Genomic DNA, 16566 nt, shown 5'->3' with positions numbered 1-16566 from the left:
CGCTTATTTTTTGTTCAGCAGATGATCTGCAGCCAGTACCAGGAATAAATAATCAGACGTGCCGCCGCCCAAAACGTATTCGCCCTGTTGCCACAGGTACGGCCATTTCAGCAATTCCGGAAAATCGGGACGGATAAGGGCCGTGCCAGATGCGCTGCCGCCCGGTATGTACGACCAATCTGCCCGGTTAAAACCATACGCCGTAGTCATAGACCGTGCACCCACGCCCGAAATGAACGAGGAGGTGTTTGAGCCCGGGTGGCAGCCCAAAATAAAGTTGATGGAATTGAGCATGTACTCGTCGCTGAATATGGTTGGAAAATTCGCGCAAAGGAAGTACTGCCTGTACCCAAAGTTTTGTATTCCCCAGCCAGCGCCCCAAATATTGGGTTCGTAAGGCACACCGTACGGCGTTTTTAGGCCCTGTTTCTGTATATCTGCATACATTTTTTTAACGGCGGCGGTAATGACTTCGGTGTAGCCGGCATCGTTTACCGCTTTTAGGGTACGGCCAACCATCCAGCCGGTGTTGCCAATGCGTTGCGCTATCAAGTCCTTGTTCTTCACCAAAAAGTCGGCATATTTCCTATCGCCTGTGGTCAATAATAATTCCACAGCCAGCGGCACAAACCTGCCGATGTTTTTGTCCTCGGTTTTGTTCCAAACCTCGGTGGCAATCTGCAGGCATTGGGTAGCCAGGGTATCGTTATAGCCCTTCATTACGCGGCTGGCAGCGGCTAAAGCAACGGCGGTTTGCAAGGTGCGGCCGGTATTTTCTTCGGTGAAAACCCAGCGATCATCTGCCGGGGCAGGTTTGTTCAGTATGGCATCGGTGTTGGCGCCATTGGTTTTGTAAGGGATATTATCGGTAAGGTTGGCTGCATCGCCAAGCAAAACATACTGCCGGATGGTAGGCTCTATAATGCCGCGATAAAACCTGCCCATGGCCTGGTAGCCGCCGGTAATGGTGAGCAGGCCATGCTCTATCTGCTGCAAAACATCGGGCTTGCCATCGGGTTGCTGTATCTCTACGATGTGGTTGGTTTGGTCGATCGTAGTGTTGTCGTAATCTACATGGAACTCCTCGTAAGCCAAGGTAAGTCCGTGTACTGTTTCGGCTTGTGATTCTACGCGGATATCGAAGTCTCCGGCATCGTGCCAGGCTCCCCGGTTAAGGAAGGGCACATTATCGCCCGGCTTGAATTTGGTGAGGGTAGAGTGGCCCTGTATGTAACCGTCGAAATGGTTAGAGTCGGTAGGTGCCATACGGGCATCATCCATGTGGCACAAGCCGTGCCATACGCGATACTTATCGTTCACGCGCATGTGGCACATCTGGGCCGGCAAAAAATATTCCAACGTAGGCTGCCATACATCATTGGCGAAAACGTTGCTGCTGATCTGGAAAGGCTCGGTTTGGTAGCCGCCATATTTAACCACATACATGCCCGGTTTTTTTACTGAAGTAAAATCGAAGCGGAGATAGTGATAGCGTAAAAAGTTGCCCCACTCTGCGGGGGCTTGCTTAAGCACCGCTACCAGCCCGCCGTTTTCGCTTACGCGAAGTAGCGATACCTGCTGTTTTTGGGTATCGTGCTTATCCAGTTCTATCACCGCAATTTTTTGCTGGATGGGATGGTAGCCCACCTGCGATACCTGCACCACCGGCGGCGAAAGCCAGTTTTTGATGGCATTCGGCGTTACCAGCCACTCTATAGCACTTTTGGTGGCACCTTTGGCTATGAGCGAGCGCACCACAAACCAGCCGTTGTTGTGCTTGCTGCGGCCATCAAGCAGTTGCAGTTTATCACCATTGAGGCTTTGGATTACCATGCGTTGGGCATCCGCCTCGGGCGCAATAATTAATTTTTTGCCACTGGCGAGGGGCTGGGTTTGGTAATCACCGTCATTATCCTTCAGCATCTGGCTGTTTGATTGCAGCGGGAAGATGCCAAACTGATCATCGGCATAATAAGATTTGCCGAACAATATCCCTGGGAACAATTCTATATTGAAACCCACCTTGCCTATCCAGGCATCGGGCAAAGGTTTGTCGAGGTCTACTATTATCTTAAAGGCGTTGCCAACGGGCAGCACGCGGATGTTGTAGGCGAAGTTAAGATCGGGGTAGATGATGGGGTTAAAGCCTTTGCGGTTGATATCATTGTTAGGGTATTCCATGCGCACGCTGATTTCCTGCGTAGCCTTATTGATTACCCGTTTGCCCACCTTGGGCGTTGGCGACCATTGGCCGGGCGTAGGTTCAAGCCGCAAATCGCCGTTAGTGGCCACGCGTTGCCCGTTTTGGATAATGCCCACGCCGCCCTGGTGCCCTTCGGGATAGAAATCATGGGCCAGCATTACGTTTACGCTGCCGTATTCCAGGTATTCCTGGCTGTTGAGTATCATGCCCGTTTTTTTGAGCTTTTGCGCAGTGGCTAATTGAGTGCAGGCCATACAAAATATGCCCGATGCGATGAGTAAAGATTTAACTTTCATAGTAATTCAGAAGAGACGGGTTAGAGATGTTGCCGCCACCGTAAAATTAGCGCAGCTGGGCGCGGGATAATGGCAGTATTTGATTGTTTTATACAAAAAATGTTAAAAAACATGCAGGAATGCTGCTTTCTGCATGTTTACGCAGCCTAAATAACGCTGCGTAAATATATTTAGCGGTTTGCGCGGAAGTTTACTATTTTTGCAATCCTAAAAAAGATACGGAGAGGTGTCTGAGTGGTCGAAAGAGCACGCCTGGAAAGTGTGTATACGCCAAAAGTGTATCGAGGGTTCGAATCCCTCCCTCTCCGCAATTTATATATCAAACAATTCAAAAACGCCTTAAATGATGCATTTAAGGCGTTTTTTGTTTCCGGGCACCTCCAAATTATTCAATAAATCGCATTCTTCTGGTGACCTATTGGTGACCTGTCAGGCATCAAGGGCAACAGGTCACCAGAAAGCTTATAAGTCTAAACGGCAAACCAATCCGTCTAAATGGCACGCATCGGCACAAAAACCAGATCGGACGGGCATCTCAAAGTGGCTTACATCGGCATCAGTGGCATCGAATTCCCTATTCCTTGACCCACATTTTCAGAAACCTGCTGTAGGAATTATCTGTTAATTTATAAGCGGCCGGTATTTGTTTATCCGGTGCATGGTAAGTCGCCAACTTTGTCCCGGAGGGGCGGCTGCTCAGCATTTCATGGATAAACTCTGTATATTGATTGTAAAGTTCAAACGAAGTCTTAACCGAGTAATCGATGCGGCTTCCGGGTTCAATGTTTTCGTAAAAAGAGTTATAAAAATAGAAGTTGTCATAATCTTCATAATTCAGTTCCATCAGATTGCCGTAACTGAAATGAACATTTTCCACGCCAAGTTCTTGCTGTGCGTTTTTGGCATGGTTGAATAATTCTTTTCGCTGCTCAATCCCAAAGAAATGAGTATCGGGATGATAACCCCCTGCCGCAAGGCAAAATTTACCAACGCCGCTGCCGATATCCAATACCCGGCCACCCGGCACAGCCAAAAAATTACTGGCCTCCAGGGCAATATCCAATGCAGTCCAGTGCAGTTGTGACAACTCACGGATATGCTGCGGGTACAAGGTGTCAAAGGCAGCGTCTTTACGGAAATAGGAAATGTTTATGGCGTCACTGTACATTTTTAGAAGCGCGTTATATTTGAAATATGTATTCAGGTGAAAAAAACAGCTATTCTTTGATCCATAACCGGAGTAATGTTGAAAATCCTGACTCAACCAATTTGAAACTATCCGGCAAGATCTCACCCAAGCTTTGGTAGGTAACTACCCTTGTACCCGAGGGCTTATCTTTCAGCACGGATTGTAAATACTGTGTATAATAATCATAAAGGCCGTAAGATATCTCTATGGTGTCGTCAATGACATTTTCCCGGTCGATGTTTTCATAAAAAGAATTGTAAAAATAAAAATGGTCGAACTCTTTGAAGTTCACCTGGGTAATATTTGCATATATGAAACCAGCATTAGCCAACTTGAGATAGTTTTTAACGATCCTGGCATAATGGATCAATTCGTGCCTTTGTTCCACGCCAAAAAAAAGGGAATCCGGGTATAGATGCGCTGCGGTCAGACAGAATTTACCGATACCGCTGCCGATATCAAGAATCTTTGCGCCCTTAATATTTAAGTATCCTGCCGCAGTTTTTGCGACATGCAATGGCGTCCACTGTTTTTGGGACATCAGCTGGAAATGTTCGGGGTAAAGCCAATCAAAGTCGGCATCGCTGCGAAAAAAACAATCCATCGGGTTTCGCTTTTTGAAGGGTGCCATTAACGGGTGAATACCCTCCGGTTCTGGCGGAAAAGTGGAATAGGGATAAACTGTAATCACGTACAAATATACCCGGGCAATCACCTTCCATGATCGGAACTACATCAGCGAAGAATCTGATATTTATCAGTTTTTAATATTATCGTAACTTTGTCTCATGAGTTTATCAGGGATTTTCCCAATTGATCGCTGGAGTTTTATGACACAATCGGTGTTAAGTGTTCTTTCGGAAGAGGATTATAAGATATTAATCAGTAACCAATCGGATTACCGTTATCAGAAAGGCGATGTTATTTTCCGGGAGGGCACCGTGCCGTCAGGAATATTCTTGATCAGAAGCGGTAAGGTTAAAAAATATAAAGTAGATCAGATCGGCAAGGAGCAGATCATTTACGTGGCCGACCGGGGTGAACTGATCGGGTATCATGCGGTTCTTTCCGAGGAACGTTACCCCGACTCCGCTGCCGCGATGGAAGAAAGCTTAGTTTCCTTTATACCCAAGGAAGACTTTATGGCTGCATTGACGCGGTCGCCGCTTTTCATGCAAAAGTTACTGAAGGCCCTGAGCCACGAATTTACCGTATTGGCTAATAGCATTTCTGTATTTGCGCAGCGTACAGGGCCCGAGCGGCTGGCCATTGCACTTATTGTACTTCGGGAGAAATACAAAAACACGCAGCAAGCCGATCAAGAGATCATTTTAAACATTTCTCGCGCCGACCTGGCCAACATCGCCGGTATTGCCCAGGAAAATGTGATCCGCTTATTAAAGGAGTTTAAAACAGAAGGTATCCTTAACACGGAAGGCAGAAAAATAATGATCAAAGACGTAAAATTGCTGGTCAAGCGGGCTAATTATCGTTAATTGGCATTCCAAAAACTGATAAATATCAGTTCTCCGGCTGATCTCTTTCAGCAAAGAGATGGATTAATTGCTGCATCTTTGTTTATGCTCCGATGCTATACCATTAATCGTTTGTGCATTCCAAGCCTCGATCAGGCGACGGATGATATTGCCCTTAGCAATCGTCGAGTTAAAGTTTCGTTTTTTTCATTGTAATGCTACCCGCATTTTGCTGCCAGAGTGAATGATTGTAGAAATACCCGAAGCGCAGGCTACCTTAAATAAAGCCAATTTTCTACGTGGCGATAGGATTTTCGATAAAATGTATCCGCCAGCTATTGGCGCTTTGTCCGCCATACACTGGACTCCGCTGGATGTTGTGGAAGAAGCCAGTGATTTCCTGGCCGCTCCGGGTGCTCGCATCCTCGATGTTGGTGCCGGAGCCGGGAAATTCTGTATCGCTGCCGGAAGCCTTCATCCCGAAGCAACATTCTATGGTATTGAACATCGAAAACCCTTCGTTGACGAGGCTGAACGGGTACGTTTGCTTACCGGTATCAATAATGTAAATTTCCGTTGCGGAAACATAACCGACCTGAAAAGTGATGACTTTGATCATTTTTATTTTTACAATTCCTTCTGCGAGCAGGTTCAGCCATGGGGGAGGATCGATAACACAGTAAAAATATCATTTAGTTTATATCAGCGTTATAAAAACCATTTTCATGCAATGCTTGAAAAAAAACCTGCTGATACACGCCTGGTTACTTACCATACGCCTAATAGCGAACTTCCGAAGAGTTATAAACTGGTTCGTAACTCCTACAAAAAATGCTTGAAACTGTGGATCAAAACATGACAGGAAGCTACAAATAGCTAAAAACGCCCTTATACACCAAACACCCCACCATAACACTTATAATTCCTAAATAAGATGCTCCATAAAACGTCGCCTATTGAAAATTGTCAGCTATGCAAAGCTGAAAGTGAACTGACCATATATAAAATTTCCCCGGCCGGACACCAGGGAAATGAGATCGCCGTATGCCTGGTTTGCCTGGACGAGCTTTCAAAAAAAGGCCGACCGGATAACCGGTATTGGCGATTTTTAGCCGAAGCCATGTGGAGCGAGGTACCGGCCGTACAGGTGCTTGCCTGGCGCATACTCAACCAGATCCATGAGGAGAACTGGGCGGCAAATTGCCTGGAGCTGCTTTACCTTGACGAGGAAACATTGGCATGGGCGAAAGCCGGTCTTGAAACCGATGCGGAGGTGACACTTGAATTACACCGCGACAGTTTAGGGAATGAATTGCAAGCCGGTGACACGGTAGTATTGACCCGCACACTTGATGTTAAAGGCAGCTCGTTAAACGCGAAAATGGGTACTGTGGTTAAAAATATCCGGCTGGTTTCAGATAATACTGATCAGATAGAAGGTAAAATAGACGGTCAGACGATCGTTATTTTGACCAAATACCTTCGTAAACAAAAAAGTTAAACAAGTAAAAGGTGGTTGTTTTATGGTCATTGGCCACATCTGCCTGCGAAACCTACAGGATTTTTTTTAACTGTTCAGAGAAAGTGAATAAGCTGAATATAACCAGTGTCCCGAAGTTTTATATCGGCGGCAGCTAAACCTGTCATGATTTCAACATTACGACTCTGTAACTCTTTGCTCCGCATCGTTAGAAAAAGCTGACTTGCCCCTTAGGGAGCATAAATTCAGCAACTATAGATTTACCCCGACGGGCCGTCCTCTGCATCATTTTGGGGCGCACACTACTCCACTTATCAGCATAAAGTAATACTTTTATATAATGAGCGATAAAATTATCGCTCCAATTATATTTCACCTCCGATCTCTTCGTAAAGTTGCTATGCTAAAAAAAGTTAATGCCTCGGTAAAGTTATACCTGTTGATGTCTATTACAGCTGCGAGCTTAATCGGTTTAGGCCTGTATTGCATTAACGACCTGAAAAAAATGGATGATAATACCCATTCATTATACGTCGACCGGGTTTTGCCCTTTCAACAGCTAGTTGGTATCCGGTTTCAATATGGCATCGAGATCCTTCCCATCGCGCAATTGGTTAAAAACCACGAACTATCTTTCGACCAAGCAAAAGTTCGGCTTCAAAAGGCACAGACCATTATAAACACCAATTGGCATAACTATAAACTCAGCTATCTTACGCCCGAAGAGGCGCAACTGGTTAAACAAACCGACATATTAAAGAAACAGGCTGATAAAAGGAGCAAAGAACTGGAGGCCATATTAACTAAACGGGATACTAAAGCACTGGATGAGCTTGCCCCCAAAAAACTGTATGATATCACAGAGCCATTTTATGTAAAGCTTACCCAATTAATGGATATGCAGGTGCGTGTTGGCAAACAGCTATTTCAAAATAACAGCCAGATATATCGTAGTACCTCGAAAAAATTCTTTGTCGTTATTTTAATTGCGTTGAGCATTGCCCTTTCTATTTCTTTCTTTTTGATCAGGAGTATTCGGAACCTGATCGGGAGCATCATCAAAAACAGCATCGCGATTAAGGAAAGTGAGGAAAAATACCATTCATTGTTTGAACAGGCCTCCGATGCGATATACGTATTTAACTATAAAGGCGACTTTACCCAGGTGAACGATAGCATGTGTAATTTGGTTGGGTACACACGCGATGAATTGTTAACCATGAATATTAACGACCTGGTAAATGCGGAGACGCTGGACAAACAATCCTTGGTTTATTCCAGTCTTAAATCCGGGGAATCGGCAGCAGGCGAAAGAAAAGCTATAAAAAAAGACGGAACTATATTTGATGTTGAAGTAAATGTCAAAAAGTTCTCAGACGACAGGATACTGGTCATAGCCCGCGATATTACGGAGCGTAAAAAGATGGCCGTGGAGTTGAGAAAGGCCGAGCTCAAATTCCGTACCCTGGCAGATAAATCAAAAGTAGGGATATATATTTTGCAGAAAGGAACGCATGTTTATTTAAACCCGCGTTTTGCCGAGGTTTTTGGTTACGAAGTGGACGAATTAATGCGTATGAATAACTTGGTCAATACCGTAATTCATCCGGACTATCATGCTACAGTGTTTGAAAATGTCCGCACACGGGTTGAAGGGGATACGGAGCACCTGTATTACGAAGTAATGGGTATGAAAAAGGACGGTTGCTTTAACTGGGTAGAGTTTTATGGCAGCCGGGTGATGATGGAAGGGGAAGTAACCATTGTAGGTTCGATGATCGATATTACCGACCGGAAAATGGCCGAAGAAGCCTTAAGGGCGTCTGCTCAGAAATATAAACTGCTTTTCGAAAGTAACCCGGTTCCGCTATGGATAGTTGCTAAAGATGATCTGACTGTTACTCATGCCAATGATGCCGCAGCCAAACTTTACGGCTATCCAAAGGGTGAACTATTGAACATGGATATCAGGAAATTACGCCCGGAAATACAGCGTGAACAATTAGTGAACAACTATCAAACAGGTATTGCGGAAGCGACCGACTTTGGTATTATCGAGCATGTGAAGAGCGATGGTACGCCCATTTTGGTAAACGTCATCTCTCAGGACATCCTGTTTGATGGCAGGCGCGTTGTAATTTCATCTACCAACGATGTTACCGAGAAGATCAAAGCCGAACAAAAACTTAAAGCAACTGAAGCCAACTTACAAACCATTTTAAGTAACACAGATACCGCGTATGCCTTATTTAATGCCGATCTGGATTTGCTGGAATATAATAGCCAGGCTTTAACCTTCGCCCAAAAAGAGTTCAATTATGACCCGAATAGCAACCGTAAAATATATGAGCTGATGGCAGATGAGGCCAGGGTTCGATTCCTTGGGCATATCGACGAAGTTTTTAAGGGTAATACCATTAATTACGAGGTATGCTACCCGCAACAAGATGATACTACCCTGTGGTATTATATCAGGATGTTCCCGATATCAAACACTAAAAATGAGACATTGGGTTTGGTGCTGGCCATCAGTGACATCACGGAGCGAAAAATAGCAGAGCAAAGCCTGCTGACCGCTTACGACAAAATAAAAATAAAAATACAATACATCCGCGAAATGGCCTGGAAACAATCACATATATTGAGAAGCCCGGTGGCTAATATAAAAGGCCTGGTCGACATCCTGGGTACAGATCCTGGCGACACAGTAATAATGGGCCATATCCAAACCGAACTGGAACGGATGGACGCCGTTTTTAATGAAATGGCGGCCGACTCCGCAAAAGAAGAAATGAATTATTAACCCCGGATCCAGGAAATATAGCCTTGAAATTTATCAAATTTCGCCTCGGCTGAGAACTGATAGTTGGCCTTTTATTTACAATAGCGCAGTTGTTTTTTAACTGCCCTTAAGCCTTTGATATGCATCGGTAAAATAGTTCAGGAATGCACAGGCCAGCGTTTACCGGGCGACACTGCGGTAGCATCCTTTGCGGTAAAAAAACACATTGCTTCAAAACGGCGCCCTTCTCTGATATAAGCCTGGAAAAGCAAATCCGTTTTTGGGCAGGCCGCTTTTTCAAGGCAAAACTCCGGCATTTCCACCGCTTCTGTTGTAAGGAAAACGCCCTGCCCGCAGCATTATTGCGCATAAAAAAATATAGTCTCAAAAACTGTTTTTGATCCCTTTTGCTTGATAATTTTGGCTTTCCGGCTGCAAAAAGCACCGGCAAGAAGGCGGTATATGATGAGCGATTACGTATTCGATTTTAAGCAAACAGATAAAGCCACTCTTCCCTTAGCGGGTGGCAAAGGCGCAAACCTGGGCGAACTGGCCAAAATACCGGGCGTACGCGTGCCGGATGGCTTCTGTGTATCTACAGATGCTTTCAAAAAGGCTATCGAAGAGGCAACTGTAATTGACGGATTGCTCAATAGGTTATCCCTGCTAAAAGCCGGAGACCAGGAAGCAATCGTAATGCTAGGTGCCGCAATTCGCAACGCCATCGAAAGCAGCCCCATCCCGCAGAATGTCTCCGAAGAAATTACCATGGCACTCGTTGCTTTCGATGCAAAGGCAGCCTGGGCTGTGCGCTCCAGCGCAACGGCAGAGGATTTGCCGGGTGCCTCTTTTGCAGGCCAGCAGGATACTTATCTCAACATCATAGGGCAGCAGGCTGTGCTGCAGCATATCCGCAAATGCTGGGCATCTTTATTTACCGATAGGGCAATCGCGTACCGCATCCAAAACGGGTTCGACCACCGTAAGGTACGGCTGGCTGTTGTGGTGCAGCTAATGGTGCAGCCGCACGCGGCGGGGGTTATGTTCACCGCTCATCCGGTTAGCGGCAACCGCAAAGTGCTTTCTATAGATGCCGGCTTCGGGCTGGGCGAGGCCATGGTATCGGGCCTGGTGAACGCTGATAATTATGAGGTGCGCGACGGCGAAATTATCGACAAGAACATATCGGTCAAAAAAATCGGGATTTATTCGGTAGAAGGTGGCGGCACCAAAGAAACGGGAATCGAATCGGCCCTGCAAAACCGGCAGGTACTTACGGATGATCAAATATTGCAGCTAGAGCAAATAGGACGACAAATAGAAGCCCATTTCGACAGCCCGCAGGATATTGAATGGTGCCTGGAGAGTGGGGTGTTCTACATCGTACAAAGCCGGCCTATAACCACTTTGTTCCCCATCCCCGAAGCGGAGGATGACGGGAAGCATGTTTATATATCGGTAGGCCACCAGCAAATGATGACGGATGCCATGCGTCCGCTGGGTGTATCGCTATGGCAAATTACAGCCGCCCGCCCTATGTATAAAGCCGGCGGCAGGTTATTTGTAGATATTGCGGCCCAATTAGCCATACCCCCCGCAAGGGCCGCGTTGATAGATGCCATGGGCAAGCATGACCCGCTATTGAAAGATGCATTGCTAACCCTGATAGAGCGGGGCGATTTTATCGAGTCCCCGCCTGATGATGGCCAGCCGCAACCTGCCGCGAAAAACGACAAGCCGGCACCCCCAGCTACCCCTAAAACCGAAACAGCAGATAACCCGGAAATAGTTGCCGAACTTATTGCAAACAGCGAAGCATCCTTAGCGGAATTAAAGCAAACTATTGGGAGCAAAACAGGCGTAAACCTTTTCGATTTTATATTGGAAGACAGGCAGGCTTTGCGGGTGGGTCTGTTCGATCCGCGGAGCATGGCCGCGATAATGGCATCGATGGATGCTGCGTTTTGGATAAACGACAAGATGGAAGAATGGCTGGGCGAGAAAAACGCCGCCGATACACTTGCGCAATCCGTACCCAACAACATCACCTCAGAAATGGGCATGGCCCTGCTGGATGTTGCCGATGTAATCCGTGCCTACCCGCAGGTTATCGATTACCTGCAACAAACAAAAGATGATAGCTTTTTGGATTCGCTGCCGCGGTTGAATGGTGGCCAGCAAGCCCAACAGGCCATTGGGGCGTATCTGCAGAAATACGGCATGCGCTGCAGTGGCGAGATAGATATCACCAACACCCGCTGGAGCGAGAAGCCGTCGCTACTGATCACGATGCTCCTCAACAACATCAAGAACTTTGCACCGGGCGAGGGTGCCCGCAAGTTTGCGCAGGGGCTGGCGGAGGCATCGAAAAAAGAACAGGATTTGCTAAGCCGCTTGATGGTGCTTCCCGATGGCGAAGCAAAAGCAGCTGAAGCAAAGCGGCATATAGGCATCCTCCGCAATTTCGCAGGCTATCGCGAATACCCAAAATATGGCATCATGGCCCGCTTCTTCGTATATAAAACGGCCCTGATGAAAGAAGCGAAGACGCTGGTTGATGCCGGGCTAATTGCCGATATGGAAGATGCATACTACCTCACCTTCCAGGAGTTCCGCGAGGTGGTACGCACAAAGGAATTGGATGGCGAGCTGATCAGGCAACGGCGGGAGGAGCACCAGTTCCACCAGAAATTAAACCCGCCCCGAGTTATCACCTCCGATGGCGAAATAATAACTGGCAAATACAAGCGCAATGATATCCCTGCTGATGCCATGGCCGGCCTGGCTGTTTCGGCGGGCGCGGTTGAAGGTCGTGCCCGGGTTATCCTGAACATGGCAGATGCCAATTTGGAAGAGGGCGATATATTGGTCACCACTTTTACCGACCCGAGCTGGACGCCCCTCTTCCTATCCATCAAAGGCCTGGTTACCGAAGTTGGCGGCCTGATGACCCACGGCGCCGTTATAGCCCGCGAATATGGCTTGCCAGCCGTAGTAGGCGTAGAAAATGCTACGAAGCTGATTGCCGATGGGCAGCGCATACGCGTAAATGGCACCGAGGGGTATGTGGAGATATTGTGAGAAGAGGTTTTTTAGGCATGGGTACTACTGCTAAGCCAATTCGCCGATTGTTCCCATCCCCCTGTAACATAAACCTAAAAAAAGCGTCTTAAATTAGAGTAAAAACTAATACTTTAGCTTTTGTTATGCTTGCATAACAATCAAACCCATAACTGAACATATGAAAACAATCTACGCTGCCCTACTGGCTGGCAGCATCAGCGCTTGTGCCATCAGCACGGCCAGGGCACAGGCTCCACTTGTCGAAACTCCCGCCTACAAATTGTACCGGGCAACCACAACCAAGATTAACGACCTGATACACACCAAACTAGATGTGCGTTTCGACTACAAAAAACGCTATATGTATGGCAAAGAGTGGGTTACTTTAAAGCCCCACATGTACCCAACAGATAGCCTGCGCCTTGATGCCAAAGGCATGGATCTGAAAACCATCGCCGTAGTAAAAAATGGCAAAACCACCCCCCTTACCTTTACTTACGATAGCCTTACCGTAGCTATTAAGCTGGATAAAACTTACACCAACGCCGAAAGCTACACCATTTACATAGATTATACCGCCAAGCCAAACGAGCTAAAAGCAAAAGGCAGCGCGGCCATCAGCGATGCCAAGGGCCTGTACTTCATCAACCCCGATGGTACCGAAAAAGACAAGCCCATCCAGATATGGACACAGGGCGAAACCGAAAGCTCATCGTGCTGGTTCCCTACCATCGATAAGCCGAACCAGAAAACGACCGAAGAAATCATCATGACGGTGCCAAAGCAGTATGTTACGCTGAGTAACGGCCGTTTGGCACTATCCAAAGTAAACAAAGATGGCACCCGCACCGATACCTGGAAACAGGAGTTGCCGCACTCGCCCTACCTGTTTATGATGGCCGTGGGCGATTTCAAGATCTATAAAGATAAATGGCGCAACAAAGAGGTGAGCTATTACCTGGAGCCCAAATACGCACCGTATGCCAAAGATATCTTCGGCTTTACGCCGGAAGTGATTGAGTTTTACTCAAAAACCCTGGGAGTAGATTACCCATGGTACAAATACTCGCAGATAGTAGTGCGCGACTACGTGAGCGGCGCTATGGAAAACACCACAGCTACCCTGCACGGCACCTATGTACAAGGCACCAAGCGCGAGCTAGACGACCGTTATTACGATGCCGGCCGCAGCACCATTGTGCACGAATTGTTCCACCAATGGTTTGGCGATTATGTAACCGCAGAAAGCTGGAGCAACCTTACCGTGAACGAATCTTTCGCCGATTTCAGCGAAAGCATATGGGCCGAATATAAATACGGCAAGGATGCCGGCGATGCGCACAGCTTCGATGCCATGCAGAGCTATCTTAACTCGGCCGATGCAAAGAAAAAAGACCTGGTACGTTTCCATTATAACGATAAGGAAGACGTGTTCGATGTAGTTACTTATCAAAAAGGCGGCCGCATACTATACATGCTGCGCAACTACCTGGGCAACGCGGCTTTCTACAAAGGCCTCAACATTTACCTTAAAACCAACGCCTTTAAAAATGGCGAGGCGCAGCAATTGCGTTTAGCTATGGAAGAAGCCAGCGGCCGCGACCTTAACTGGTTCTTTAACCAATGGTACTACGGTGCCGGCCACCCGGTGCTTAATATCAGCTACAAATGGGATGCTGCTACCAAAAAACAAACTGTTTACCTGCAGCAAACCCAGGATGGCAACGCATTTACTTTCCCTGTTGCTATTGATATCTATGCCGGCGGTAAAAAAGAGCGCCACACCGTTTGGATGCGCGATAAAGCCGATACTCTTACTTTCGATGTAGCATCTAAACCCGATCTGGTGAACTTTGACGGCGATAAGATTTTATTGACCAAGAAAACCGATAGCAAAACGCTGGATGAGTTTGCGTTCCAATACTTCAACGCACCATTATTCCTGGATCGTTACGAAGCTATCGAATTCGCAAAAACACGCCAGAGCGATAAGGCTGCACAGAAGATCATTATCGCTGCGCTTACCGATAAATTCTACCAGTTGCGTATCAAAGCCATCAATGCAGCGGCAATTACCAGCTACGATGATGTGCGCAATGCAGGCGTACCTATCATAGCAAGACTTGCCCAAACAGACGATAATAACCTGGTACGTGCCGCGGCTATCAATGCATTGGGTAAGCTAAAAGCAGCGGGCAATATGAACCTGTTTAAACAAGCCTTGAACAGCCAGAGCTATGCTATACAGGGCGCAGCCTTGAACGCCATTGCACTGCTTAACCCTGCAGATGCTATCCCACTGGCAAAAAACTATGAGAAGGACAGCAAAGGCGCATTATCGCAAGCCATCCTCAGCGTATATGCAGCCAACGGCAGCGATGCCGAATGGCCTTATGTATTCAGCGCAATGAGCGAGGGCGAGCCGCAGACTCAGTTTAACCTGTTGCGCAAATTCGCGGATTTTACCGGCCGGGTAAAAAGTCCTGAGTATGCACAGGCCGGCATCAAATTCATTGGCGATTTCGGTGCCAAATACAAGCAATACGGCGTGGCACCGCAAATAGTAACCTTGCTTACTGCAGTAAAAGATGCCCGCACCAAACTGGGCGATACCGCATCTGCCGCAGCTGCCGATAAAGCAATTTCCGCGCTGCAATAATATTTATTAATATGTTTAAGCAGAGCCGCCCGCAATTGTGGGGCGGCTTTTTAATTAACACTAATTTTTACGAATTGAGTTAACACGAATTCTCACCAATTGAGACGAATTTCACGAATTATAGAAACACTCAGATTTGCCGTACTCTGTGCGCTCTGCCATTAAGAAACTTCTATTCTTGATATCCTGCCAGGCTCTGTGCCCCTCTGTGTGTCTCTCTGTGTGTCTCTCTGTGCCCTCTGCGGTTAAAAACTTCTCTTCGTAAAATCGTGTTAATTCATTTTTAACACTTTTTAACCTCTTTTAACATTTACTTAAAAAGCAAATTCGTTAGCTTAGTGCCATCAAACCGAACCCATATGAAAAAGGCATTGTTACTTATTGTATTGCTGGCCTGCGCCGGTCGCCTATTGGCTCAAAATGATTTGAAATTGCGCGGCGCAACGGCCATGCCTTTGTTGCAAATAACGGTTGACACCACGCTTAAATCGCCCACGCTGAAACAACTCACCCAAATACCCGATGCCAATATGCTGAAGAAATTGGCCACATTGGATAAATTCAACCAAACCCCACTAAGTGAAACTAAGCTGATAAGCCAGACGGATGAGTATCGCATGCCAGTGGCAGTACTCAGCGGCAAATCGAACATGCCCATAAAAAAGATAGGCGGCTTTTATACCATGCCGGTTTATGGCACTGAAGCTAAGAAGAAGCTGATTACTATAGCTCCGTAATTTGCGGGATTTAGTTGCGGATGTTTTTACGGTAGCCTGTTGCCTTGTTTATCGATATAGAATTCCTTCTGGCTGGCGCGCTACCCTTACTGCTTCTCGGCCGTCCAACGGCCGGGGTTTTCTATTGATCCGTCGCTGGAGCCTGTCCAAATGCCTTCCATTTTGGTGCCGTTGCCTGTTACCTTTACCGTGTAAACAACGGGTTCGATATTGCCGCTTATTATTACCGATTGCATGGTAAGCACCTTCGTAGTGGCGTTGTAACTGCCGGTAACGCTATCGGTGCCGGTTGCGCTGCCGTCTGTCGCATCCCATTGAAACAGCCCTGTGTAATTGCCACCGTTTTGCATGAGGGTGAAAGAGCCTGTCCAATGGCGGCCATCATTGCCCAGGGCGCTGGTAATGGTCCATTTGCCTGCCAGCGATGGCTCGGGCAGTACTTTTGAGCCGCAGGCTACCACAACCTGTATTAATAATATTGAAAAGAGGATTTTGAGGATGCGCATGCCTGGGTAATTTATTGGTTTACAAGGCTAAAGATAGGCAACCTTTGTCCGCTTGCATCAACCTTATCGTAATAATTAAGTTTGCACGAAGGCCCTACGCATTTTAAGCGTCGTTTTTAAAACCGAAGGGAGTAAAAGGATATTAGCGCCAGGCCTGTGCAGCCGCTACATCCTTC

General features: G+C 46.9%; 11 protein-coding genes and 1 tRNA gene. 8 read left to right on the top strand and 4 right to left on the bottom strand.

The window, feature by feature from the left end:
* Positions 1-3 precede the first annotated feature (3 nt).
* On the bottom strand, positions 4-2499 hold the full coding sequence (locus AC1DXC_RS23100) for a glycoside hydrolase family 9 protein (protein WP_477461536.1): 2496 nt from the start codon (positions 2497-2499) through the stop codon (positions 4-6).
* A 220-nt stretch (positions 2500-2719) separates the two neighbouring features.
* On the opposite strand from AC1DXC_RS23100, the gene AC1DXC_RS23095 reads away from it, so the two are divergent.
* Positions 2720-2807 (top strand) — tRNA-Ser (locus AC1DXC_RS23095).
* Positions 2808-3073: 266 nt separating this feature from the next.
* Here the strand turns inward: AC1DXC_RS23095 and AC1DXC_RS23090 are convergent.
* Both AC1DXC_RS23090 and AC1DXC_RS23085 read right to left on the bottom strand, forming a co-directional pair.
* Positions 3074-3763 carry a methyltransferase domain-containing protein gene (locus AC1DXC_RS23090; RefSeq protein ID WP_477461535.1) on the bottom strand — a complete coding sequence of 230 codons (690 nt, stop codon included), beginning with the start codon at positions 3761-3763 and terminating at the stop codon, positions 3074-3076.
* The gene (locus AC1DXC_RS23085; protein WP_477461534.1) at positions 3717-4319 is read right to left on the bottom strand and encodes a class I SAM-dependent methyltransferase; all 603 of its coding nucleotides are present in this window, start codon (positions 4317-4319) and stop codon (positions 3717-3719) included. The genes AC1DXC_RS23090 and AC1DXC_RS23085 overlap by 47 nt, the downstream gene beginning before the upstream one ends.
* 157 nt (positions 4320-4476) lie before the next feature.
* Between AC1DXC_RS23085 and AC1DXC_RS23080 the strand changes: the two genes are divergently transcribed.
* From AC1DXC_RS23080 to AC1DXC_RS23050, 7 genes are all read left to right on the top strand, one after another.
* Entirely contained in the window at positions 4477-5184 is a 708-nt protein-coding gene (locus AC1DXC_RS23080) for a Crp/Fnr family transcriptional regulator (RefSeq protein ID WP_477461533.1), read from the top strand.
* 223 nt (positions 5185-5407) lie between these two features.
* Complete coding sequence (locus AC1DXC_RS23075; protein ID WP_477461532.1) at positions 5408-6022, top strand: class I SAM-dependent methyltransferase; 615 nt, start codon at positions 5408-5410, stop codon at positions 6020-6022.
* 75 nt (positions 6023-6097) lie between these two features.
* Positions 6098-6664 carry an alkylphosphonate utilization protein gene (locus tag AC1DXC_RS23070; protein ID WP_477461531.1) on the top strand — a complete coding sequence of 189 codons (567 nt, stop codon included), beginning with the start codon at positions 6098-6100 and terminating at the stop codon, positions 6662-6664.
* A gap of 319 nt (positions 6665-6983) precedes the next feature.
* The gene (locus AC1DXC_RS23065) at positions 6984-9446 is read left to right on the top strand and encodes a PAS domain S-box protein (RefSeq protein ID WP_477461530.1); all 2463 of its coding nucleotides are present in this window, start codon (positions 6984-6986) and stop codon (positions 9444-9446) included.
* A 441-nt stretch (positions 9447-9887) separates the two neighbouring features.
* Positions 9888-12506 (top strand): phosphoenolpyruvate synthase, encoded by a 2619-nt coding sequence (ppsA, locus tag AC1DXC_RS23060; protein ID WP_477461529.1) that lies wholly within the window; start codon positions 9888-9890, stop codon positions 12504-12506.
* Positions 12507-12666: 160 nt separating this feature from the next.
* The gene (locus AC1DXC_RS23055) at positions 12667-15147 is read left to right on the top strand and encodes a M1 family aminopeptidase (RefSeq protein WP_477461528.1); all 2481 of its coding nucleotides are present in this window, start codon (positions 12667-12669) and stop codon (positions 15145-15147) included.
* 359 nt (positions 15148-15506) lie between these two features.
* A complete protein-coding gene (locus tag AC1DXC_RS23050) occupies positions 15507-15884 on the top strand; it encodes a hypothetical protein (RefSeq protein WP_477461527.1) in 378 nt (125 codons plus the stop codon).
* An 86-nt stretch (positions 15885-15970) separates the two neighbouring features.
* On the opposite strand, the gene AC1DXC_RS23045 is transcribed toward AC1DXC_RS23050, so the two are convergent.
* On the bottom strand, positions 15971-16390 hold the full coding sequence (locus AC1DXC_RS23045) for a hypothetical protein (RefSeq protein WP_477461526.1): 420 nt from the start codon (positions 16388-16390) through the stop codon (positions 15971-15973).
* Between the last annotated feature and the right edge of the window lie 176 nt (positions 16391-16566).

The organism is Mucilaginibacter sp. P2_D11 (assembly GCF_056404435.1).
Note: the sequence above shows the minus strand (reverse complement) of the source record. Positions and strands in the feature narration are given on the sequence as shown.